At 62.1% G+C, this 20,990-nt stretch carries 20 protein-coding genes; 10 read left to right on the forward strand and 10 right to left on the reverse strand.

The window, feature by feature from the left end; genetic code table 11:
* Positions 1-16 precede the first annotated feature (16 nt).
* The 3 genes from R1T45_RS06120 to R1T45_RS06130 are packed head-to-tail and all read left to right on the forward strand — an operon-like array spanning position 17 to position 3,563.
* Positions 17-1,474 (forward strand): biotin carboxylase, encoded by a 1,458-nt coding sequence (locus R1T45_RS06120; protein ID WP_067629482.1) that lies wholly within the window; start codon positions 17-19, stop codon positions 1,472-1,474.
* Between the two features lie 17 nt (positions 1,475-1,491).
* Positions 1,492-2,463: a C45 family peptidase gene (locus R1T45_RS06125; RefSeq protein WP_317390407.1), complete on the forward strand. Its 972-nt coding sequence runs from the start codon at positions 1,492-1,494 to the stop codon at positions 2,461-2,463.
* Positions 2,460-3,563, forward strand: a complete 1,104-nt coding sequence (locus R1T45_RS06130; RefSeq protein WP_317390408.1) for a CaiB/BaiF CoA-transferase family protein — start codon at positions 2,460-2,462, stop codon at positions 3,561-3,563. The genes R1T45_RS06125 and R1T45_RS06130 overlap by 4 nt, the downstream gene beginning before the upstream one ends.
* Positions 3,564-3,614: 51 nt before the next feature.
* Here the strand turns inward: R1T45_RS06130 and R1T45_RS06135 are convergent, their stop codons facing one another.
* On the reverse strand, positions 3,615-4,175 hold the full coding sequence (locus R1T45_RS06135) for a type 1 glutamine amidotransferase domain-containing protein (RefSeq protein ID WP_132444011.1): 561 nt from the start codon (positions 4,173-4,175) through the stop codon (positions 3,615-3,617).
* Positions 4,176-4,332: 157 nt separating this feature from the next.
* Here R1T45_RS06135 and R1T45_RS06140 point away from each other — a divergent pair, with 157 nt between their 5' ends.
* From R1T45_RS06140 to R1T45_RS06170, 7 genes are all read left to right on the forward strand, one after another.
* The gene (locus R1T45_RS06140; RefSeq protein ID WP_317390409.1) at positions 4,333-4,980 is read left to right on the forward strand and encodes a paraquat-inducible protein A; all 648 of its coding nucleotides are present in this window, start codon (positions 4,333-4,335) and stop codon (positions 4,978-4,980) included.
* Complete coding sequence (locus R1T45_RS06145) at positions 4,938-5,597, forward strand: paraquat-inducible protein A (RefSeq protein WP_201722075.1); 660 nt, start codon at positions 4,938-4,940, stop codon at positions 5,595-5,597. The genes R1T45_RS06140 and R1T45_RS06145 overlap by 43 nt, the downstream gene beginning before the upstream one ends.
* Entirely contained in the window at positions 5,590-7,674 is a 2,085-nt protein-coding gene (locus R1T45_RS06150; protein ID WP_120349862.1) for an intermembrane transport protein PqiB, read from the forward strand. The genes R1T45_RS06145 and R1T45_RS06150 overlap by 8 nt, the downstream gene beginning before the upstream one ends.
* 3 nt (positions 7,675-7,677) lie before the next feature.
* Positions 7,678-8,244: a membrane integrity-associated transporter subunit PqiC gene (locus R1T45_RS06155; protein WP_067629471.1), complete on the forward strand. Its 567-nt coding sequence runs from the start codon at positions 7,678-7,680 to the stop codon at positions 8,242-8,244.
* Positions 8,245-8,372: 128 nt separating this feature from the next.
* On the forward strand, positions 8,373-8,843 hold the full coding sequence (locus tag R1T45_RS06160) for a GbsR/MarR family transcriptional regulator (protein ID WP_067939715.1): 471 nt from the start codon (positions 8,373-8,375) through the stop codon (positions 8,841-8,843).
* 42 nt (positions 8,844-8,885) lie between these two features.
* On the forward strand, positions 8,886-10,127 hold the full coding sequence (locus R1T45_RS06165; RefSeq protein ID WP_317390410.1) for an efflux RND transporter periplasmic adaptor subunit: 1,242 nt from the start codon (positions 8,886-8,888) through the stop codon (positions 10,125-10,127).
* Positions 10,124-13,255 carry an efflux RND transporter permease subunit gene (locus R1T45_RS06170; protein WP_317390411.1) on the forward strand — a complete coding sequence of 1,044 codons (3,132 nt, stop codon included), beginning with the start codon at positions 10,124-10,126 and terminating at the stop codon, positions 13,253-13,255. Before R1T45_RS06165 ends, R1T45_RS06170 begins: the two co-directional genes overlap by 4 nt.
* Before the next feature lie 52 nt (positions 13,256-13,307).
* Here R1T45_RS06170 and R1T45_RS06175 read toward each other — a convergent pair whose 3' ends face one another.
* The 9 genes from R1T45_RS06175 to paaZ form a co-directional block, all read right to left on the reverse strand.
* A complete protein-coding gene (locus tag R1T45_RS06175) occupies positions 13,308-13,772 on the reverse strand; it encodes a PTS sugar transporter subunit IIA (RefSeq protein ID WP_067630567.1) in 465 nt (154 codons plus the stop codon).
* 40 nt (positions 13,773-13,812) lie between these two features.
* Positions 13,813-14,379 carry a ribosome hibernation-promoting factor, HPF/YfiA family gene (hpf, locus tag R1T45_RS06180; RefSeq protein WP_067630564.1) on the reverse strand — a complete coding sequence of 189 codons (567 nt, stop codon included), beginning with the start codon at positions 14,377-14,379 and terminating at the stop codon, positions 13,813-13,815.
* Positions 14,380-14,687: 308 nt separating this feature from the next.
* Positions 14,688-15,446, reverse strand: a complete 759-nt coding sequence (gene lptB, locus R1T45_RS06185; RefSeq protein WP_120349865.1) for an LPS export ABC transporter ATP-binding protein — start codon at positions 15,444-15,446, stop codon at positions 14,688-14,690.
* Positions 15,443-15,916: a lipopolysaccharide transport periplasmic protein LptA gene (gene lptA, locus R1T45_RS06190; RefSeq protein WP_386283852.1), complete on the reverse strand. Its 474-nt coding sequence runs from the start codon at positions 15,914-15,916 to the stop codon at positions 15,443-15,445. Before lptA ends, lptB begins: the two co-directional genes overlap by 4 nt.
* A 26-nt stretch (positions 15,917-15,942) precedes the next feature.
* Positions 15,943-16,551 carry an LPS export ABC transporter periplasmic protein LptC gene (gene lptC, locus R1T45_RS06195; protein ID WP_067630555.1) on the reverse strand — a complete coding sequence of 203 codons (609 nt, stop codon included), beginning with the start codon at positions 16,549-16,551 and terminating at the stop codon, positions 15,943-15,945.
* Between the two features lie 6 nt (positions 16,552-16,557).
* Positions 16,558-17,526, reverse strand: coding sequence for a KpsF/GutQ family sugar-phosphate isomerase (locus tag R1T45_RS06200; RefSeq protein WP_317390412.1), 969 nt, complete (start codon positions 17,524-17,526; stop codon positions 16,558-16,560).
* Complete coding sequence (locus tag R1T45_RS06205; RefSeq protein ID WP_317390413.1) at positions 17,523-18,137, reverse strand: ribonuclease D; 615 nt, start codon at positions 18,135-18,137, stop codon at positions 17,523-17,525. Before R1T45_RS06205 ends, R1T45_RS06200 begins: the two co-directional genes overlap by 4 nt.
* Before the next feature lie 55 nt (positions 18,138-18,192).
* Complete coding sequence (locus R1T45_RS06210) at positions 18,193-18,972, reverse strand: PaaX family transcriptional regulator C-terminal domain-containing protein (RefSeq protein WP_317390414.1); 780 nt, start codon at positions 18,970-18,972, stop codon at positions 18,193-18,195.
* Positions 18,962-20,986 carry a phenylacetic acid degradation bifunctional protein PaaZ gene (paaZ, locus tag R1T45_RS06215; protein ID WP_317390415.1) on the reverse strand — a complete coding sequence of 675 codons (2,025 nt, stop codon included), beginning with the start codon at positions 20,984-20,986 and terminating at the stop codon, positions 18,962-18,964. The genes R1T45_RS06210 and paaZ overlap by 11 nt, the downstream gene beginning before the upstream one ends.
* Positions 20,987-20,990 lie beyond the last annotated feature (4 nt).

Here is a 20,990-nt window from a genome sequence, read left to right on the forward strand (position 1 = left end):
CAAAAGGACCCACGACATGGTAAAAATTCTCAAGAATATCTCCGAAATCCGCCGGTTCTTTCACCGAAACGAGGACCCGGTCTATTTCATCTCGGCCACCAACTTCAATCTGTTGGGCCTTGATGAATGGGTGAAGAATTTCAAATACATCTGCTATATCGACTGCTACGGCGGTAAGCACCCCAACGTCTTTTGCCCCTCGGAACAGCCCCATGCAGAGTTCCAGAGCATCGAGGACATCAACAACTACTTGCTGCAGCACAAAGAGGTCATCGACTTTATCAAACGCCGCGGCGGCAAGCCCAAGTTCGTCTTTTTGATGTTCGACGAAGAGACCGAGCGTCTCAGCAAGGAGTTGGGCGCCGAGGTCTGGTTCCCGAAAGCCAAGCTGCGCCAGTCGATGGACAACAAGATCGAAACCGTGCGCATCGGCAACAAGGCGGGCGTGCCCTCGGTGCCGAACGTTCTGGCCGAGGTGAAATCTTACGACGACCTGAAAAAGACCTGCGAGAAGGCCGGGATCGGTCATGATCTGGTGTTGCAGTCGGCCTATGGCGACAGCGGGCACACGACCTTCTTCATCAAGTCCGAAGCCGACTTCCGCCGCCACGAGAGCGAGATCATCGGCGAGGGCGAGATCAAGATCATGAAGCGGATCGATTGCCGTGGCGCGGCGATCGAGGCCTGTGCGACCAAGGAGGGCACCATCGTCGGCCCGCTGATGACCGAACTTGTGGGTTTCAAAGAACTGACCCCCTATCGCGGCGGCTGGTGCGGGAATGAAATCCTCGCCACCGCCTTCCCGCCGAAGGTGCGGGAGAAGGCCCGCGATCTGACCTTCAAGTTCGGGGAGCAGCTGCGCAAGGAGGGTTATCGCGGCTATTTCGAGCTCGATTTCCTGATCGACAAAAAGACCGGCGATCTGTGGCTGGGTGAGTTGAACCCGCGCATCACAGGCGCGTCTTCGATGACCAACCACGCCGCCTTTGCCCATGCCGATGCGCCGCTCTTCCTGTTCCACCTGTTGGAGTTCAGCCGCAAGAAGTTCAACCTCGACGTGGATGAGTTGAACGCCCGCTGGGCCGATCCGGACAACATCGACGGTTGGAGCCAGATGGTCATCAAACACACCGATGACAGTGTCGACATCTGCACCGAAGCGCCCGAGACCGGCATCTACAAGATGAAGGAAGACGGCAGCGTGGTCTTTGACCGCTTCGACTATCACCGCCGCGCGGTGGAGAGCGAGAACGAAGCCTTCTTCCTGCGCATCCTGCAACCGGGTGATTACCGCTACGAAGGCGCGGATATCGGCATCCTTGTGACGCGGGGGCGGTCGATGACCAAGTCTTTCCAGTTGAATGAGCGCGCGAAAAAGTGGATCCATGGGATCAAACGCAGTGTGGACGGCAAACCCCTGCCCACCGCGTCTGCTGGTCCGGAGCTTTCTGATCCGGCGTTCAAGATCCTGTAGCAAGATGAAAGGCCGCGATGTACTGGCGCGCAATGTCCGAAGATCAGCCCGGCCCCAAGTGGGCCGGTCTCTTCGCAGCCTATTGGCCTGACTACCATGCATGGTGGCTGAAGGAAGGGGAGGCCGCGCGCCCGACCTATGCCCAATGCCGTCGCGCCTTGGGCAAACATATGCCCGAGATGCTGCCGCTTTATGATGAGCTTTGCACCCTCGCGGGCGGCGGCGATCACGCGGCGCGGTTTCTGAGCTTCTATTGCCCGCCGCCCTATCTCTCGGCCTGTTCACAGGCGATCTGGGCCGGGAAAGAACCGGTCATGGTGCGCAACTATGACTATAATCCCAATGCATTCGACGCGATGGTGCTGCGCTCGGGCTGGCAGGGGCGGCAGGTCATGGGCACATCGGATGGGCTATGGGGGCTGGTCGATGGGGTGAATGATGCGGGGCTGTCGATCTCGCTAACCTTTGGCGGGCGTCGTGTGGTAGGCGAAGGGTTCGGCGTGCCGCTGATCCTACGCTATGTGCTGCAGACCTGCGAAACCGCGCAAGAGGCGGGAGAGGTGCTGGCACGGGTGCCGACGCATATGAGCTATAACGTCACCGTGCTCGATCGGAAGCGGAGCTACCTGACCGCGATGATGGCCCCTGACCGCCCGGCTGTCATCACCCGCGCCGCGGTGGCGACCAATCACCAAGAAAATGTGGAATGGATCAGCCACGCCCGTTTTACCGCCACGGTCGAGCGGGAGCGCTATCTTTTGCAACGTCTGCGTCTGCACCGCGATCCGGAAGAGAAATTCATCGGGGCGTTTCTGAAACCTCCGCTTTATTCCACGGCATTCAACGCCGGGTTCGGCACGCTTTACACCGCTGTTTACCGTCCACGAAAACGCGAGATGGAATTGCGCTGGCCCGGCACGACTTGGGCGCTGTCGCTGTCGGATTTCACCGAAGGCGCGCGGCAGGTCTTGGTACCGGGGGCGGCATGAGCAGGGCGGCGCGCAAAGGGCCGCTGTCGTCGCTGCGGGTGGTGGAGTTCTCCGGCCTCGGCCCCGCCCCATTGGCGGGGCAACTGCTGTCCGATCTGGGCGCGGATGTCATCACGGTCGACCGCAAAGCCGCCCCGGCGGACCCGTCCGATATCAACCGCCGTGGCAAGCGGTCGGTGGTGGTGAACCTGAAAACCCCCGAAGGGATCGCGGCAGCGCGGGCGCTGATTGCCTCTGCCGATGTGCTGATCGAAGGGTTTCGCCCCGGCGTGATGGAGCGTTTGGGCCTCGGCCCAACAGATTGCTCTGACAAGCTGATCTATGGCCGCATGACCGGCTGGGGTCAGACCGGCCCATGGGCGCAGACGGCGGGGCATGACATCAATTATCTGGCTCTAACCGGGGCCTTGCACGCCATGGGCAGCGCGGGTGCGCCCCCGGTGCCGCCTTTGAACATGGTGGCGGATTACGGCGGCGGCACGATGTTCTTGCTGTTTGGCATCCTCTCGGCAGTGATCGAGCGGGGGGTGACCGGCAAAGGTCAAGTTGTCGATGCTGCGATGGTCGACGGGGTGCCTGCGATGATGGGGTTGATCCACGGCATGTTGGCCCAAGGCACATGGACCGAGGAACGCGCTACCAATTGGCTTGACGGGGCCGCGCCCTTCTACCGCTGCTACACCTGCGCCGATGGAAAATTCATCTCTGTGGGCGCGTTGGAGCCGCAGTTCTACGCGATCCTGTTGGAGAAGCTGGGTCTACCTGCGGACCTAGCCGCCAGCCAGAACGACCGGGCGACTTGGGAGGCGCGGACCGCCGAATTCGCCGCGATATTCGCAACCCGCGCCCGTGATGACTGGGCCGCGCATTTCGACGGTTCGGATGCCTGCGTGGCCCCCGTGCTCAGCTTTTCCGAAGCGCCGGACCATCCGCAGATGGCGGCACGCGGCAATGTGGTGCGGGTAGACGCCGTGCTGCAATCGGGCCATGCGCCGCGTTTCGGCGCAACTGCGCCCCAGATGCCCAGCCCTCCACGTGCCATCGGGGCGGACACCGATGCGGTGCTGGCGGAGCTTGGCCTACGTTTGGACCGCGCATAAAAAACCCTCGGCGCATGGGCCGGGGGTCAATCTTGGAACGAAAGCTCAGGCTTAGGCCGCTTTGCGGTCGTGTTTGCCTTCTTCGATCTCCTCGACGATCTTGGCGACGAATGCGTCGAGATCCTCGGGCGAGCGGCTGGTCACGATGCCTTGGTCGGCCACCACTTCGCTGTCTTCATACTGCGCGCCAGCGTTCTTCACGTCGGTCGCGATGGAGCTAAAGCAGGTCGCCTTGCGGCCCTTGATAATGCCCGCTTCGATCAGCAGCCATGGGGCATGGCAAATCGCGGCGACGGTCTTGCCGCTGTCGTGGAACTTGCGGATCAGGGCCACTGCGTCATCGTTGGCGCGCAGCAGGTCAGGGTTGATCTGGCCGCCGGGCAGCACGATGCCTTGGTAGTCATCAACATTTACGTCCCGAAGGGCGAGGTCTGCGGGCACGGTGTTGCCCCAGTCGTCTTCGTCCCAGCCCTTGATCTCATTCCCGTCGGGGGTGGCCACATGGACAGTGGCGCCGCGGTCGCGGAGATCGTTCAGGGGTTTTTCCAGTTCGGACTGCTCAAAACCGTTGGTGGCGAGGATCAGGATCTTTGCATTGGTGATATCGGTCATTGCTTTCTCCTTTGTGATTTCTGCTGGACCAACGATGTGCATGGTCCCCTGTTCCGCTCACATTCGCGCGAGGGCAGTGATCCGCCGGTGCAGATGCGCCACAGGGCCGCGAATATTTGTTGATACAGCCAAGAGCGGCATCATATATGCGTTCAGAATGGATCACCCCGACACCCCCCTCGCCGAACTGCCCATGGACGAATTGATCGTCTGTCCGCAATGCGACGCCGTCTACCGGCTACGCCGCCCCGCCCATGGGGAACGCGCGGCTTGTGAGCGGTGCCACACGGCCCTGATCACGCCGCGCAGGAACGCAGGTTTGCAAATCATCGCCGTGGCGGTTGCGGTCATGGTGTTGATCATCGGGGCGGCGGTCTTTCCCTTCCTTACGATTGACGCGGCGGGGGCCCGCAACGCGGTGTCGGTGCTGGATGCGGCGCTTGCCTTTTCAGGGGGGGCGATGGTCTTTCTGTCGCTGGCCACGGCGGCGCTGATCTTTTTCATCCCGCTTTTGCGGGTATTGCTGACGCTCTATGTGTTGATCCCCGTGGTGCTGGATCGCCCGGCCGCGCGGCATGCCGTCGCCGCCTTTCGCCTGTCAGAGGAACTGCGCCCTTGGTCGATGGCCGAGGTCTTTGCCATCGGCTGTGCGGTGGCGCTGGTTAAAGTGGCCGATCTGGCCGATGTCGGCTTTGGCCCGGCGTTTTACATGTTCGGCGCGCTGGTGATCCTCGTCATCGCGCAGGACAAATTCTTATGCAAATGGTCTGTATGGAACTCTCTGGAACATCCCAAGACATCCTGAGCGCGCGGGAATTGGGCGTCGTGGCCTGCACCCGTTGTAGCAAGCCCGCGCCGATGGGCACGCAGACCTGCAGCCGCTGCGGCAGCAAGCTGGTCTCACGCGATCGGTTGAGCCTTCAGCGTGTCTGGGCGTTCTGGACCGTTGGGCTGATGTGCTACATCCCCGCCAACACCTACCCGATGCTCAAGACCCGGACGCTGTTTCAGGTCGAGGAAAGCACCATCATCGGCGGCGCGGTGGAACTGGCGCAATACGGCAATTGGGGGATCGCCTTTATCATCCTCTTTGCCTCTGTTGCCATTCCGCTGGCCAAGTTCATGGCCGTGGCCTTTCTTGCGATCAGCGTCAAACGGCGCTCTGTCACCTCGCAGCGGCAGCGGCACTACCTTTACGAAGTGGTTGAGTACATTGGCCGCTGGTCGATGATCGATATCTTTGTGGTTGCGATTTTATCCGCTCTGGTGCAACTCAAGACACTGGCCGCCATCAATCCCGGTACCGCGAGCATCTTTTTCGCCCTCTCCGTGATCTTTACCATGCTGGCGGCGCAAGCGTTTGATACCCGCATGATCTGGGACGCTCAGACCAAGGACGAGGGCCTGAAAACCGATGACTAAGACGCCTCCCGACGTACCGATTTCTCCGACACGCAAGATGTTCCTCAGTGGGGCGTCGGTGATCTGGATCATCCCGATCCTTGCCCTGATCGTGGCGCTCTTCGTGGCGTATCGCTCTTATAGCGAACGCGGCCCGGTGATCATTGTGGAGTTCGAAGAGGGCGCGGGCATCTCTGCTGGAGAGACCGAATTGCGCTTTCGCGATGTGACGGTCGGTGTGGTCGAAAAGGTCGGCTTCACCTCGGATCTGGACCGGGTGACGGCGCATATCCGGCTCGACAAAGATGTGGCCCCCTATATCGACAACGGTGCGGTCTTTTGGGTCGTACAGCCCGAAGTCACCGCGCAGGGCATTACCGGCCTCAGCACGGTGCTGAGCGGTGTCTATATCGAAGGGTCATGGGACCAGCAGGTCGGCCCGGCGGCGCAGCGTTTTCAGGGGTCATCGACCGAGCCTTTGATCCGTGGCGGTCAGGGCGGGCTTGAGATTGCCTTTCGGTCCACCGCCAATGGCCAGCTGACCGACAATGCGCCGATCCTTTACAAGGGCATCGAAGTGGGCCGCGTAGGCTATGCCAAGATTGCCCCGCGGGGCAACTTTGCCATTGTTGAGGCGCTGATCTTTGAAGAGCACCGCCAACTGATCAATGAATCCACCCGTTTCTGGGACGCCTCCGGCTTTAGCGTCAACATCGGCCCGGCGGGGGCCGAGATTGACTTTTCCTCGCTCGCTACCCTCGTGGGCGGCGGCATCACCTTTGACACCTTCGTCTCGGGCGGGGCGCAGGTGTCTGACGGGACGGTATTTGAGATCTACCCCGACAAGGAAACCGCGCGGAACTCTGTCTTTAACGCTTCCGAAGTTGATCCGCTCAAGTTGAGCGTTGTGTTCGACGACAATATCTCAGGGCTGATCGTCGGCGCCCCGGTTGAAATGAGCGGGCTTGAGATTGGTGAGGTCGAGACCCTGTCGGGCCTCGTGGATTTCGAACGCTTTGGCGATAGCCGGGTTCGGCTCAACGCGATCTTGTCGATCCAACCGGCGCATCTGGGGTTGCAAGACGACGTAACCGCCGAAGCCGCGCTGGCCTTCTTACAAGAGCGTGTGGAAAACGGCCTGCGTGCGCGGCTGGCCTCGGCCAGCTTGTTGACCGGCGGCTTGAAGGTTGAGTTCGTGACGGTGGAAGACGTGCCTGAGGCATCGTTGGAAGCGGCTGATAACGGTCTTGCGCTGATGCCGACCACTGAAAGCGATGTTTCCGATGCGGCGGCCACTGTCGAAGGGGTCTTTACCCGCATCAACAGCCTGCCGATCGAAGAGTTGCTCAACAGTGCGATTACTTTCCTTAATTCGGCAGAGGCTTTCGTCTCAGACGAAGACCTGCGCGAAACGCCGCAGGATGTGCGGACCCTTTTGGGTGAACTGACGGGGCTGGTCTCTTCCGAAGAGGTCAAGAACGTGCCGGTCGCCTTGAACGGCACGCTGGTGCGGATCGAAGAACTGGTGGCCCAGCTTGAGGAAGAGCGGATCGCCGAGCGCCTGTCCACCGCGCTTGAAGGGGCATCGGAGGCGGCGAACGCGGTATCGTCTTCGGTTGAGGGCGTGCCAGAGTTGGTCGAGCGCATTCAGGCCGTGGCGGCCAAGGCGGAAACGCTGGAAGTCGAAGAGTTGGTCGTCGCGCTGACGGACCTAACCGAATCCGCCGATGCGGTGATCGGCACTGAAGACGCGGTGGCCCTGCCGGGCGCGCTCAAGCGGGCATTGGATGAGGTGAACGCCACGTTGGTAGAATTGCGCGAAGGCGGCGCGGTTGAGAATGTGAACCGCACCTTGGCCTCGGCCCGCAATGCGGCGGATAGCATCGCCGTCTCGGCCCGCGATCTGCCGCAGGTGGTCGAACGTTTGACCGCGCTTTTCGCGCAGGCCAGCCGCACCATAGAAGGCTATAACCAAGGCGAACAGCTAAGCCGCAGCGCCGAGCGCACCCTGCGCGACATCCAGAAAGCCGCCGATGCGCTTGCATCTTTGGCGCGGACCATCGAACGTAACCCCAATTCTCTATTGCTGGGACGGTAAAGCATGAATGTTGCAAGACCTCTGATCACCCTCGGCCTGCTGGCAGCCTTGGCGGCCTGTGGCGGCGCTGCTGAGCGTTTCACCGTGCGCGCCCCGGCGGTCACAGAAAAGACTTCGATCGCTTTTAGCTCGGTTGAGGTGCGCGACGTGTCCCTGCCAACCTATGCCGCCGCCGAAGAGATTTCGCTGCAGATGGCCGACGGCAGTCTGGTCAGTTCGACCGATGTGCTGTGGGCCGATGCCCCCGAACGGGCCGTGGCGCTGGAGCTGAGCCAGAACCTCGCGCGGATGACCGGGCGGCGCATCGCGTCTGAGCCTTGGCCTTTTGAGGCTTTCCCCGATGCCCGTCTCGAAGTGCGCTTTGCTGAAATGGTGGCCACCGAAGCCGGAGAATTCCGCGCCTCTGGTCAGTATTTCGTGGCCGTCCCCGATGACCGTCGGGAGCGTTCGGGCCTGTTTGACCTCAGCGTGCCGTTCAACCCCGAAGGCGGGGCCAATGCCATCGCCACAGCGCGCGGCCAGCTTGTGCTCGATCTGGCCCGCTACATCGCGCAAAACGGGTTGAAGTAGGGCAGTTCGCCCGAAAATGACCTTGCGGCATGTCGTGTTCAGTCTGTTCGGAATTTTCTGAATAGACTTGATTTGTGCGGGGCCTTGTTTATCTAACGTCAACGCAGCGTGTCGTTGACGGGGAACAGATGGATACCACAGACCAAATCGACCAAGTCCGCGATGATTTCATCACGCGCATGGGCGTGATCGCCATGGGCGAGGGCCTGCCGCGCATGTCGGGACAGGTCTTTGCCATGCTCGTTTTCGAGGGCGAGCCGATTGCCTTTGGCGCGCTGTCGCGCCGTCTGTCCGTCAGCCGCGCCACGATCAGCACATCAATCCGTGTGCTGGAAGAGCGGGGCCTGATCCGGCGGGTGAACAAAACCGGCGACCGGCAGGACTACTTCCAACTTGCCGATGACGCCTATGCCGCGATGACAAAATTCGCGCTGGCAGGCACGCGCCACGCCAAGGCCGAGATTAGCGACACGATCAGCAAACTGCCCGAAGAGGCCGACGGCGTACGCGCGAGGCTCGATTCCTTTGCCGAGTTTTACGACGCGATCAGCACCGCGCTTGATGATGTCGCAACCCGGGTGAGCAAACCCAAGAATTGACGCGCGACCTGCAAACAGGAACGCGGTGATGGAGTTCGATCAATGAGTGACACATCTCAAGAGCGCCAGACGCTTTCATTCGACAGCGACGCTGGCTCGAAACGGTCGAAATTCATCGCCGGTGGAATCGCGCTGTTGATCGGACTTTGGATGGGCAGCGGCTATATCATTCCCGCCGAAGAAACCGAGGAAGCCGCACCTGCCCCCCTCTCGCCCGAGGCGGTGACAGTGGCCGTGCGCGGTTCTCAAGCCAAAAGCGTGACGCAGGTCTTTGTGGCCGAAGGTCAGGCCCTGCCGGACCGCGACACGATGGTCCGCGCCGAAGCAGGCGGAGAAATCGCCGAGGTGCTGGTCGCCAAGGGCGATGTGGTCGACGCGGGCGCGTTGATCGCGCGGCTCAGCACCACGGCGCGGGATTCCGATCTGGCCCGCGCCCGCGAGGAATTAAGCCGCGCACAGCGGGAATACGACAATGCCGAAGCCCTACTGGACCGGGGCGTCTCGACCGTGGACCGGGTCAGCCAAGCGCGGGCGACCTTGGCCGCCGCGCAGGCGTCGGTCACTTCAGCCGAAGAGGCGCTGAACAACACCGAAATCCGCGCCCCCTTTCCCGGTCGGTTAGAGATGCTGGATATCTCTGCCGGAGAGTTCGTCTCCACCGGTGAGGAAATCGCACGTCTGGTCGACAACACCCCGCTGACGATCCAAGTGCAGGTGCCTCAGCAGTCGCTGAAAGACATCAAGGAAGGGCAGAACGCCGAGGTCGTGTTCATCACCGGGACAGAGGCGCAGGGGAAGGTGCAATTCGTCTCAAGCAGCGCCAGCGCCGAAACCCGGACCTTTACCGCCGAGGTTAGGGTCGAAAACGCCGATGGTGCGATCCCTGCCGGTATCTCGGCCCGCGTGCGTATTCCTACGGGCGAGACCCGTGCGCATTTCGTTTCTCCGGCGATCCTGTCCTTGGACACCAATGGCACATTGGGTGTCAAAACCGTGAATGACGAGGACAAGGTCGTTTTCAACAAGATCGCGATCGTACGTGCCCAGACCGATGGTATCTGGATTGCGGGCCTGCCGGATGAGGCCGAAATCATCACCATCGGGCAGGGTTTCGTGAATGACGGAGAGACCGTTAACCCCCAGCCCGAAACCGGCACGGATTCAAGCCCCGAGGGGCAGCCGATGGCGGGCGTGCCTGAGATTGACGAATTGGAGGAACAGCCAACCGGTGACGGGCAGATCACCGGCAGCGCCGATGCCGCCCAGCCGGAGCAGGTGGAATGAACGCGCTGATCGACGCCGCTTTCAGCCGCGCCCGCGTGGTGATCCTGAGCTTGGTGATGATCTTGGCCGTCGGTGCCTATGCCTATATCGGCATCCCCAAGGAAAGCTCGCCCGAGATTCCGATCCCGACACTCTATGTCTCGACCTCGCTCGAAGGTATCTCTCCGGAAGATAGCGAACGGCTATTGGTCGAACCGCTTGAGACCGAACTCAGTGCCATTACCGGGCTGAAACAGATCACCTCCAACGGCGCCGAAGGTCATGCCTCGGTGCAGTTGGAGTTCGAGCCGGGTTTTGATTCCGACGAGGCGCTCGACAAGGTGCGCGAAGGCGTGGACCGGGCCAAGTCGGACCTGCCAGAAGACGCCACCGATCCGGTCGTGACCGAGATCAACACAGCGCTTTTCCCGATCCTGACCGCGATCCTGTCCGGCCCGGTGCCGGAACGGACGCTCAACACCATATCGGAGGAGTTGAAGGACGCGATTGAGGGGCTGTCAGGCGTGCTTGAGGTCGATGTCGGCGGTGAGCGTACGGAACTTCTGGAGGTGCTGATCGACCCCACAGTGTTCGAGACCTACAACATCTCCTTCGAAGAGCTGATCAGCCAGATCAACCGCAACAACCGCCTGATTGCGGCGGGGGCGATTGAAAGCGGCGCGGGGCGGCTGGTGCTCAAAGTGCCGGGGCTGATCGAGAATGTCGAAGATGTCATGTCGCTGCCGATCAAGGTGCGTGGCGATACGGTGGTGACCTTCGCCGATGTCGCTGCGATCCGCCGAACCTTCAAAGACCCCACCGGTTTTGCCCGTATCGACGGCCAGCCCGCGCTGGCGCTTGAGATCAAGAAACGCTCCGGCGCGAATATCATCGAAACAGTCGCCGCCGTGCGTGAGTTGATCGACGAGATGCGCGCGGAATGGCCCGACAGCATCACCGTCAAATACACCCAAGACGAATCCGAGCAGGTCCAAGACATGCTCAGCGATCTTGAGGCCAATGTCATCGCGGCGGTGATCCTTGTGATGATCGTGATCGTCTGGGCCTTGGGCGTCCGCTCGGCGCTGCTGGTGGGGCTGGCGATTCCGGGGGCGTTTTTGGCCGGGGTCACGGCGCTTTGGGTCATGGGCTATACGATGAACCTCGTGGTGCTCTTCTCGCTGATCCTTGTGGTGGGGATGCTGGTGGACGGGGCCATCGTGACCACCGAACTGGCCGACCGCCGCCTGCAAGAGGGGCATGCGCCCCGCGCTGCCTATGCCCATGCCGCCAAGCGCATGGCATGGCCGATCATCGCCTCTACCGCCACGACGCTCAGCGTGTTCTTCCCGTTGCTGTTTTGGACCGGCACGGTGGGCGAGTTCATGAAGTTCCTGCCCATCACCGTGATCCTGACCCTGACCGCATCGCTTTTCATGGCGCTGGTTTTCATTCCCGTGGTTGGCGGGATCATCGGCAAACGGCCCCCGCAATCCGCTAAGGATAAGGCCACGCTCTATGCCGCCGAACAGGGGGATCCGCGTGACCTGAAGGGCTTCACCGGCGGCTATGTCAAACTGCTGCAATTCGCCATTCTGCGGCCATGGATGACGCTGATCCTTGCCATTGCCATGCTGATGGGCGGCTTCACCGCCTATGCGCAATTTGGCAACGGCATCACCTTTTTCCCAGAGGTAGAGCCTGATTTTGCGCAGGTACAGGTGCGCGCGCGGGACAATTTCTCGATCTACGAACAAGACGCGCTGGTGCGGCAGGTCGAGCAACGTCTCTTTGCCTACGACGAGATTGCCAGCGTCTATGCCCGCACCGGCAGCAGCAACCGCGACAGCGCCGACCTGATCGGCACCATTCAGGTTGAGTTCACCGAATGGGACGAACGGCGGACCGCTGCCATGATCGGCGAAGAAATCCGGACCGAGATGGCGGCCATTCCGGGGATCGACGTACAGGTGCAGACCGCCTCGAACGGCCCATCGGCGGGCAAGCCGGTCAATCTGCGGGTCCAAGCCCATGATCCTGAGGTGCAGCAACAGGTGGTCGACCAAATCCGCGAAAAGATGGCCGATATCGGCGGCTTTACCGACGTGACCAACTCGCGCCCCCTGCCGGGGGTGGAATGGCGCATCGCGGTGAACCGCTCTGAGGCGGCGCGGTTTGGGGCCGATATCTCGACACTGGGGCAGGCTGTGCAACTGCTGACGCGGGGCATCACCGTGGCGGATTACCGGCCCGATGATGCCGAAGGCTCCATCGACATCAACGTGCGCTTCCCGTCGGATGAGCGCACGCTGGAAGAGTTGCAATCGCTGCGGGTGCCGACCTCGGCGGGGCTGGTGCCGATCTCGAACTTCGTGACCTTTGAGCCAAGCCCCCGCACCGGTACGATCACGCGGGTGGATCAAGAGCGGGTGGTGACGATTGAGGCCAATGTCGCACCGGGCGTTCTGGTGAACGACCAAACCGTCGCCCTACGCAGCGCGATTGACGCGATGGACCTGCCGCCGGGTGTCGAAGCCTCTTTCGCCGGAGAGGCGGAGGACCAGCAGGAATCGATGATTTTCCTCGCGGGGGCGTTTATTACCGCGATTTTCCTGATGTTCGTGATCCTCGTGATCCAGTTCAACAGCTTCTACCAAGCCTTTGTCGTCATGTCGGCCATCGTGTTTTCGATTGCCGGGGTGCTGTTCGGCCTGTTGGTCACCGGGCGGCCCTTTGGGGTGGTCATGGGGGGGATCGGTGTGATCGCCTTGGCGGGGATCGTGGTGAACAATAACATCGTTTTGATCGACACCTATAATGACCTCAAAAAAGCGGGGCTGTCGCCGCTGGAGGCCGCGCTGCGCACCGGGGCGCAGCGTTTGCGTCCGGTGGTGCTGACCTCGGTCACCACGGCGCTTGGCCTGATGCCCATGGTGATCGGCCTCAACATCAACTTTTTCACCCGTGAGATCGTCTATGGCGCGCCCTCTACCCAATGGTGGACCGAGCTGAGTTCGGCCATCGCGGGCGGTCTGGTGGTGGCCACTGTGCTGACGCTGGTGGTGACACCGGCGATGCTGATGTTGGGAGAAAAGAAAGCGAAACGCGCCGAGCCGACCCCGCAAGAGCCGGAACCGGTCGCGATCTAAGCCAAGGTCATGCGGCCTAAGATCAGGCGGCCCAAGATCAGGCGGCCCAAGATCAGGCGGCCTTGTCGGCCTTGTCCTCGGTCAGGATGGTGTAAAGCGTGGCCGGGTCGGGGTTCGACCGCAGCTTGGTGCAGATGCTGGTGTCGCGCAGCGTGCGGGCCACCAGCGCCAGCGCCTTGAGGTGCTCCACCCCCGCATCTTCGGGGGCGAAGAGGGCAAAGGCCACATCGACTGGCTGACGATCGACCGAAGAGAAATCAATCGGTTTGTCCAGCAGCACGAAAGCACCGACAACCTTGTCGATCCCGTCCATCCGCGCATGGGGCAGGGCGACGCCGTGGCCAACTCCGGTCGGCCCGAGGGTTTCGCGCGTCATCAGCGCATCCACCACTTGGCCGGCCGGCAGCCCATAGGCTTGCTGGGCGAGTTCGCCGATATCCTGCATCAGACGCTTCTTGCTCGAAGCCGAAGTCAAAACCTTCACGGCCTCTGGCTTGAGGAGTTTGCCGAAATCCATTCCGCTCGCCCTGCTCTTTGGCGGATATTACCGCCGTGGGTTACGAAGGGTCGATCCAGCCGATGTTGCCGTCTTCTCGACGGTACACGACGTTCATCCCTTCCTGGCCTTCCTTGCGAAACAGCAGCACCGGGTCGCCCGACAATTCCATCTGCATCACCGCTTCACCGACAGACAAAGTTGGCACCTTCGTCTGCATCTCTGCAATGATCATGGGTTGGAGGGTATCAGGTTCCTGCGCATCTGAATCGCTGTCTGACGCGAGGATATAGGAGGACGCACCCAAAAGTTCAACCGGTTCGGCGCGTTCTTTGTGATGGTCCTTCAGGCGGCGCTTGTAGCGGCGCAGCTGTTTTTCCATCTTTTCGCAGCAGCTATCGAAGGCGGCATAGATCTCTGTCGCCTTGGCCTTGGCCGACGCATTGAGACCGGTGGAAAGATGCACGGTGGCCTCGCAGGCAAATTCGTGACCTGTTTTGGAAAACACCACCAGAGCATCTGTCGGGCGTTCGGCATATTTGCTGACCGCCTCGTCCAGTTCGGTCCGGACATGTGTCCGGAGCGCATCGCCAATGTCGATCTGTTTGCCACTGATCTGATACCGCATATCGTCTCCTTGTCTTTCTTGTTCCGAACATTGCCAAACGGTCCACATGCGTGGAGCGCGACAACTTTCAGATATGGAGGAATGGTGCTGCGACCAGGATGATTTTAACCGTTCCTTCGCGGGAAGGGCGATGCAGGATCAAACAGGAACGCGATGTCACCATAGGTCAATGAGGCCGCGTTTCCGTTTGAAAGTCAATGGCGCCGATGCACCCGCCATTCTTTTATCGCTACAATCAGAGCGGTTTTCCGCAAAGTGCAGGCAGGGCCCTGCCGAGGGCTGAAAGGCCGGGCGAAACGCGCTAAGTCTTAGGAAATACGGAAGTTATCGCCAAGGTAGACGCGGCGCACATTCTCGTTTTGCACAACTTCTTCGGGCGTTCCGGACATCAGAACTTTGCCCTCATGCAGGATATAGGCGCGGTCCACGATCTCTAGGGTTTCGCGGACGTTGTGGTCGGTGATCAGCACGCCGATGCCACGTTTTTTAAGGTCGGCAACCAATTGCCGGATGTCCCCGACTGAGATTGGATCGACCCCGGCAAAGGGTTCGTCAAGCAGCAGATAGTTGGGATTGGCGGCCAGACAGCGGGCGATTTCGACCCGGCGACGCTCCCCACCCGACAGGGCCAGCGCAGGCGCGCGGCGCAGGTGTTCGATGGAAAACTCGGTCAGCAGCTCTTCGAGCCGTTCGCGGCGCTGGTGACGATGTTTGACCCGGATATCGAGAATCGCGCTGATGTTGTCTTGCACCGACAGCCCGCGAAAGATGCTCATTTCCTGCGGCAGATAGCCGATTCCCAACTGCGCGCGGCGGTACATCGGCAGGGTGGTGACATCCTTGCCATCCACTGTGACGCGCCCGCCTTCAGGCGTGACCAGCCCGGCCACCGCGTAGAAAGTCGTGGTCTTGCCCGACCCGTTCGGCCCCAGCAGCGCCACGACCTCACCCCGGTCAAGCTCCATCGAAAAGTCGCGGATTACCGCTTTCTTGCGATAAGACTTGCGCAAATGCTGAATGCGCAGGCCGGATTCGCCCCCGGCGACTTTAAGCTCGGGCGGCATCAGTTGCCGCTGCCGGGCTGCAAAATGGTCTTCACGCCGCCCGACATCTGCGCCGTGCCGTCGTTTAGGTTTACCGTCATTTCCTGCGCGCTCAGCGCACTTGGGCCTTGGGTCATCAGCACATCGCCGCTCATTACCAAGGTGCCTGCGTCGATATCATAGTCGGCCCGCTGCGATTCAGCGGCGTCTTCACCCGCGACCAAGACCACGCCGCCGGTTGCTTCCAACTTGGCGATGCCTTGATCCGACGCGCGATAGATCACCTCGACCTTGCCGGCGGACAGGGTCATTTCGCCCTGCGAAATCAACACATTGCCAGTAAAGACCGCGGTGCCCGTGGCGTTGTCGACCGATAGGTTGTCGGCGGTCACTTCGACGGGCAGGCTGGTATCTTGCTCTAGCGCGCCAAAGGCCACATCGGCAGATTGGGCAGAGACAGGGGCGGCATGCAGCGCGAGAAACAGCGGCAGCATCAAAATAATCAAATGTCTCAAGGCAGTTACTCTTTCGTTGCTTGCGGCGTGTATATCAGTTTCACACCCTTTGTGAAAAGCAATTGCGATCCGGCGCTGTTCTGGCGGTTGGTGATGGCCATGCGCCCGGCGGTAATCTCGCCCGCGGGGCTGGTGGCTTTGACCGGGCCGGGTGATAGCAGATCTAGTGTGGTGAGGTTCGAAGTCATCCGGTCCGACAGAATCTGGTAGCCGGTTGAGGTGCTAACCCGCACATCGCCCGCCAGTTCCGCTTCTTCCGCGCCGGTGTCAAACCGACCTCTGTTGGATTGCAGAGTGATCTTGGCACCGCCCTGCAGGTCCAGCGTCGCCTCGATCTCTTCGGCCTCGTTGGTGCCGGTTTCCCCGCCGGGGGTGGTCAGCTTTTCCGCCGAGAATGAGATCAGATCGCCATCCGCCGTGGTGCCGGAATAGAAGGGGCCGGTGATCTGCTGGTCGCGCAGCCGCTCTTGCACTTCTTTATCTGCAAAGGGGATCACCGCCTGCGGTTCAATCGCGCGCGACAGCAAAAACAGGGTCGACAGCAGCGCCAGCGCGATCAGCGGAAAGAGCACTTTCAGCCAAGAGACGACGCGAGAGTGGCGGTCACCCTTCATCGCAGGCTACCCCAGCCCAACGCGCAGGCAGTCGTGGATATGCAGCAGGCCCACGGGCGATTTGCCGTCGTCCTGCACAGGGTCGGTCACGATCAAGCATGTGATCTTGCGGTTGTTCATCACGCCCACGGCTTTCTCGGCCAGTTCGTCGGGGCCGATGGTAACTGGGGCCGGGGTCATGACCTCACGCGCGGTCATGGTCATCAACCCGTCAAGGTGCCGCGCGAGGTCGCCCATGGTGATGATCCCGGCCAGTGCGCCAGCGCCATCGGTCACGCAGACCACGCCAAAGCCCTTGCGGCTCATCTCGCTCAGCGCGTCGGGCATCGGCGCGTCGGCTGCGACCAGCGGCAGGGCATCGCCCACATGCATCAGATCGGCCACGCGGCTCAGCCTTGCGCCCAGTTTGCCGCCGGGGTGGAAGTCGCGGAAATGCTCGGCGGTGAAGGCGCGGTTCTCCATCAGGGCCACGGCCACCGCATCGCCCATCGCCAGCGTCAAGGTGGTTGAGGTGGTCGGCACCACGCCGGTGCCGCAGGCCTCTGCCGCGCGGGGCAGTTCCAGCACCACGTCACTGTGGCGGCCAAGGCTGCTGTCGGGGCGGCTGGTGATGCCGATGAGCGGGATCGCATAGCGGCGCGAATAGGCGATGAGGTTCGCCAGTTCCGGTGCCTCGCCCGAGTTTGAAATCGCCAGCACCACATCAGCCGCGGTGATCATCCCCAGATCGCCGTGGCTCGCCTCTGCCGGGTGCACGAATTGCGCGGGCGTGCCGGTAGAGGCCAGCGTCGCCGCGATCTTGTTGCCGATATGGCCCGATTTGCCGATGCCGGTGACGATCACGCGGCCCTTGCAGGCGCGCATCAGATCGACCGCGGCACGAAAGCGGTCATCAAGGCTGTCGGCCAGCAGCGTCAGCGCCTCGGATTCGCAGCGGATGACGCGGCGGGCAGTGTCGAGGAAAGGTGTGTTCATGCGTGTGCGAAGATGTCCGTGTCCGGCCATCCCTCCAGATCCAGCCGGACGCGCATCGGCAGGAAATCGAAACAGGCCTGCGCCATGTCCATCCGACCTTCGCGTATCAGGCGTTTGTTAAGTTCATCGCGCAGACGGTGCAGATAGAGCACATCCGACGCGGCATAGTCGATCTGCGCTTGGGTCAGCTTTTCAGCCCCCCAATCGCTGGATTGTTGTTGTTTCGAGATGTCGACGCTCAGCAGTTCTTGGCACAGCTTCGCCAACCCGTGCCGGTCGGTATATGTGCGCACCAGACGGCTGGCGATCTTGGTGCAATAGACCGGCGCTGCGGTGGCGCCAAAGGTGTTGCGCATCGCGGCGATGTCAAAACGGCCGTAGTGGAACAGTTTCAGCACATGCGGATCTTCCAACAGCGCGCAGAGGTTCGGCGCCTCGGTCTGGCCCTTGGCGACCTGCACCAGATGCGCGTGACCATCGCCGCCCGAAAGCTGCACAACACAGAGCCGGTCGCGATGCGGATGCAGCCCCATCGTTTCGCAGTCAATGGCGACCATCGGCCCAAGGTCGAGGTCATCCGGCAGGTCGTTCTGATAGAGGAAATTTGTCATGAGCACGTCTATATCGTGCTTGTCCGGCATGGGAAAGCGGAGGCTTTGCCCCGGGTCAGGCGGTGGCCAGATCCTGCAATGCGGGGCGGGGATAGCGGCGCAGCAAGCGGTCGACCAGTAGATGGCACCGGTAGCCGGACCACTCGGGGCGGATCAACCCGCCGGGCAGGGCGGGGTGTTTCAGCACCAGCCGCCGCCAGTTGTGCACGATCAGACAGCGCAGAACCGCGACATCCAAGGCGCTCAACCTGTCTGCATCCGGCAGTTCGGCGTCCAAGGTAGAAAGCGCAGCCAGCAGCGCGGCATAGTCGGCCTCAAGCTCGGCAGGCTCCACCGCGCGGCGCAGCCAGTCGGGCGGCGGCGTGCCGGGCAGGGCAAGACAGCCTTTGGGCACCGCGCTATCGGCCCGCCCGACATAGGCGCGGGGCAGGGCGGCGATAAAACCCGCGCCCCGCAGGGCGCTGTCGGTCTCGCGCCCGTTCTCTTCGGTCATTACCATCTGCCACGGCTCGGTCAGTTCCGGCGGCGCGGCGTAGATGCGGGGGCTGGCGGCGGCGCTTTCCGCGCGGCCCTGCGCGGTCAGGCTATGCTGGCTGATCCGCCCGACCTTGTGTGACTGCAACCATCCGTCATTGCGCAGCCGGTGCAGCGCCACGCGGCTCGCCTCTGGCCGCACGTCGAGCGCGCCCATGATCGTCGAGAGCACCGGCCCGTCGATCGCATCGCCCTCTCCCTGCGCCAGATCGCCAAACAGGCTGACCATCAGCGACCAGACGCGCTGGCCCCCCAAGCCCGCAAAGGCCGCGACAGCGGGAAGGGAGGGATCAGAGGGCATTCATCGTCAGCAGTTCATATTCCGCGACCGCCTCCTCGCGCTGGTTGGTCAGGGTCACATGCCAGCGCACCTCGCCATATTCCTCATTGCGCGGCGTCTTGTGCTTAACCGAGAGCCGCACCTTGATGCTGTCGCCTGCCGAGACAGGCTCAAGAAAGCGCAGGCTGTCGAGCCCGGTATTGGCCAGCACCGGGCCGGGGTCGGGCTGCACGAAAAGGCCCGCGGCGAAGCTGAGCAAGAGGTAGCCGTGTGCCACGCGGCCCGGAAAGAAGGGGTTCGCGGCGGCGGCCTCGTCGTCCATATGAGCGTAGAAAGTATCGCCGGTGAAATGGGCGAAGGTCTCGATATCCTCCAGTGTGACTTCTCGGGTGGGCGAGTTGAAGGTCTCGCCCAGATCCAGCTCGGTGAAACGGCGGGTGAAGGGGTGCGCGCGGTCGGTGATCTCTTCCGCCCCCGGCACCCATTGTTTGCCGATCGCGGTGAGGATGTCGGGGCTGCCCTGAATGGCGGTGCGCTGCATGTAATGCATCACGCCGCGAATGCCGCCCAGTTCCTCGCCGCCGCCTGCGCGGCCCGGCCCGCCATGCACCATATGCGGCAGCGGAGAGCCGTGGCCCGTGGCCTCCCCCATCGACGTGCGGTTGTTGAAATAGAGCCGTCCGTGAAAGGCTGCGGAGCCCATCGTCAGCTCGCGCGCCACCTCACCGTCATTGGTGATGATCGAGGCGACAAGAGAGCCTTGGCCGCGGTTCAGCAACTGCGAGGCATGGGCCAGATCGCGGTAGGGCATGAGGGTGGAAACGGGGCCGAAAGCCTCGGTGTCATGCACGCGCTCGGCGCTGTCGGGATCAGCGCAGTGGAACAACATCGGCGGCAGGAAGGCGCCTTTGTCTTTGTCGGCGCCGTTGACGGTAAAGTTGTCGGGGTCGCCAAAGACCCGTTCCGCCTCGGCACTCAGCAGCGCCACCTTTTCCAGCACGTCGCGTTTTTGGCTACCCGAGACCAGCGCGCCCATACGGGTGTCTTCGGCGCGGGGGTCGCCGATGGTGGTCTTGGCGAGGCGTTCTGACAGAGCAGAGATCACCGCGTCGACCTGCGCCTGCGGCACCATGATGCGGCGGATGGCGGTGCATTTCTGCCCCGCCTTCGCAGTCATCTCGCGCTGCACTTCCTTGACGAAGAGGTCGAACTCTGGCGTGCCGGGAACGGCGTCAGGGCCAAGGACCGAGGCGTTGAGACTGTCCTGCTCAGACGTGAAACGCACCGAGTTCTGCAGCAACAAGGGATTGCTGCGCAGCTTCAGCGCGGTATCGGCCGACCCAGTAAAGGCCACGGCATCCTGACAGTCGAGGTGGTCGAGCATGTCGCCCAAGCCGCCGCTGACCAGTTGCAGCGCGCCCTTCGGCAGCAGCCCACTGTCGAGCATCAGCCGCACGCAATGTTCGGTGACGTAGCAGGTTGCGGTGGCGGGTTTGACAATGGCGGGCACGCCAGCCAGCAGCGTGGGCGCGAGCTTCTCAAGCATACCCCAGACCGGGAAGTTGAAGGCGTTGATATGCACCGCGACGCCCTGCAGCGGGGTGCAGATGTGGCGACCCATGAACTGCCCGTCGCGGCCCAGTTGCTCGGGCGCACCGTCGAGATAGACCTGCGCGTCCGGCATCTCGCGACGGCCTTTGGAGGCGAAAACCAGCATGGTGCCGATGCCGCCGTCCACGTCGATCTTGTGGTCCGACAGCGTCGCCCCGGTGTCGTAGCTCAGATCATAAAGCGCCTGCTTGTGCTCCATCAGGTGCAGCGCCAGCGCCTTCAGCATGCGCGCGCGGTCGTGGAAGGTCATGGCGCGCAGGGCGGGGCCACCGTGGTCGCGGGCAAAGCCGAGCATGGCCTGCGCGTCGAGCGCATCGTTGCCGGCCTGCGCGATGACCTCGCCGGTGATGGCGCTGGCGATGTTGCGGGCGCCCGCGCCCGGGGCCAGCCATTCGCCTGCCGCGTAACTGTGAATATCGCGCATGTCG

This window comes from Sulfitobacter sp. LC.270.F.C4 (assembly GCF_032922545.1).
Taxonomy (GTDB): Bacteria; Pseudomonadota; Alphaproteobacteria; order Rhodobacterales; family Rhodobacteraceae; genus Sulfitobacter; species Sulfitobacter profundi.

Coding starts and splice junctions, on each gene's coding strand:
- R1T45_RS06200 (WP_317390412.1), bottom strand. CDS start 17,526: ATGAACACACCTTTCCTCGACACTGCCCGCCGCGTCATCCGCTGCGAA.
- R1T45_RS06120 (WP_067629482.1), top strand. CDS start 17: ATGGTAAAAATTCTCAAGAATATCTCCGAAATCCGCCGGTTCTTTCAC.
- R1T45_RS06205 (WP_317390413.1), bottom strand. CDS start 18,137: ATGACAAATTTCCTCTATCAGAACGACCTGCCGGATGACCTCGACCTT.
- R1T45_RS06160 (WP_067939715.1), top strand. CDS start 8,373: ATGGATACCACAGACCAAATCGACCAAGTCCGCGATGATTTCATCACG.
- paaZ (WP_317390415.1), bottom strand. CDS start 20,986: ATGCGCGATATTCACAGTTACGCGGCAGGCGAATGGCTGGCCCCGGGC.
- hpf (WP_067630564.1), bottom strand. CDS start 14,379: ATGCGGTATCAGATCAGTGGCAAACAGATCGACATTGGCGATGCGCTC.
- lptA (WP_386283852.1), bottom strand. CDS start 15,916: ATGCTGCCGCTGTTTCTCGCGCTGCATGCCGCCCCTGTCTCTGCCCAA.
- R1T45_RS06130 (WP_317390408.1), top strand. CDS start 2,460: ATGAGCAGGGCGGCGCGCAAAGGGCCGCTGTCGTCGCTGCGGGTGGTG.
- R1T45_RS06175 (WP_067630567.1), bottom strand. CDS start 13,772: ATGGATTTCGGCAAACTCCTCAAGCCAGAGGCCGTGAAGGTTTTGACT.
- R1T45_RS06150 (WP_120349862.1), top strand. CDS start 5,590: ATGACTAAGACGCCTCCCGACGTACCGATTTCTCCGACACGCAAGATG.
- R1T45_RS06165 (WP_317390410.1), top strand. CDS start 8,886: ATGAGTGACACATCTCAAGAGCGCCAGACGCTTTCATTCGACAGCGAC.
- R1T45_RS06135 (WP_132444011.1), bottom strand. CDS start 4,175: ATGACCGATATCACCAATGCAAAGATCCTGATCCTCGCCACCAACGGT.
- R1T45_RS06140 (WP_317390409.1), top strand. CDS start 4,333: ATGGATCACCCCGACACCCCCCTCGCCGAACTGCCCATGGACGAATTG.
- R1T45_RS06210 (WP_317390414.1), bottom strand. CDS start 18,972: ATGCCCTCTGATCCCTCCCTTCCCGCTGTCGCGGCCTTTGCGGGCTTG.
- R1T45_RS06145 (WP_201722075.1), top strand. CDS start 4,938: ATGGTCTGTATGGAACTCTCTGGAACATCCCAAGACATCCTGAGCGCG.
- R1T45_RS06155 (WP_067629471.1), top strand. CDS start 7,678: ATGAATGTTGCAAGACCTCTGATCACCCTCGGCCTGCTGGCAGCCTTG.
- R1T45_RS06125 (WP_317390407.1), top strand. CDS start 1,492: ATGTACTGGCGCGCAATGTCCGAAGATCAGCCCGGCCCCAAGTGGGCC.
- R1T45_RS06170 (WP_317390411.1), top strand. CDS start 10,124: ATGAACGCGCTGATCGACGCCGCTTTCAGCCGCGCCCGCGTGGTGATC.
- lptC (WP_067630555.1), bottom strand. CDS start 16,551: ATGAAGGGTGACCGCCACTCTCGCGTCGTCTCTTGGCTGAAAGTGCTC.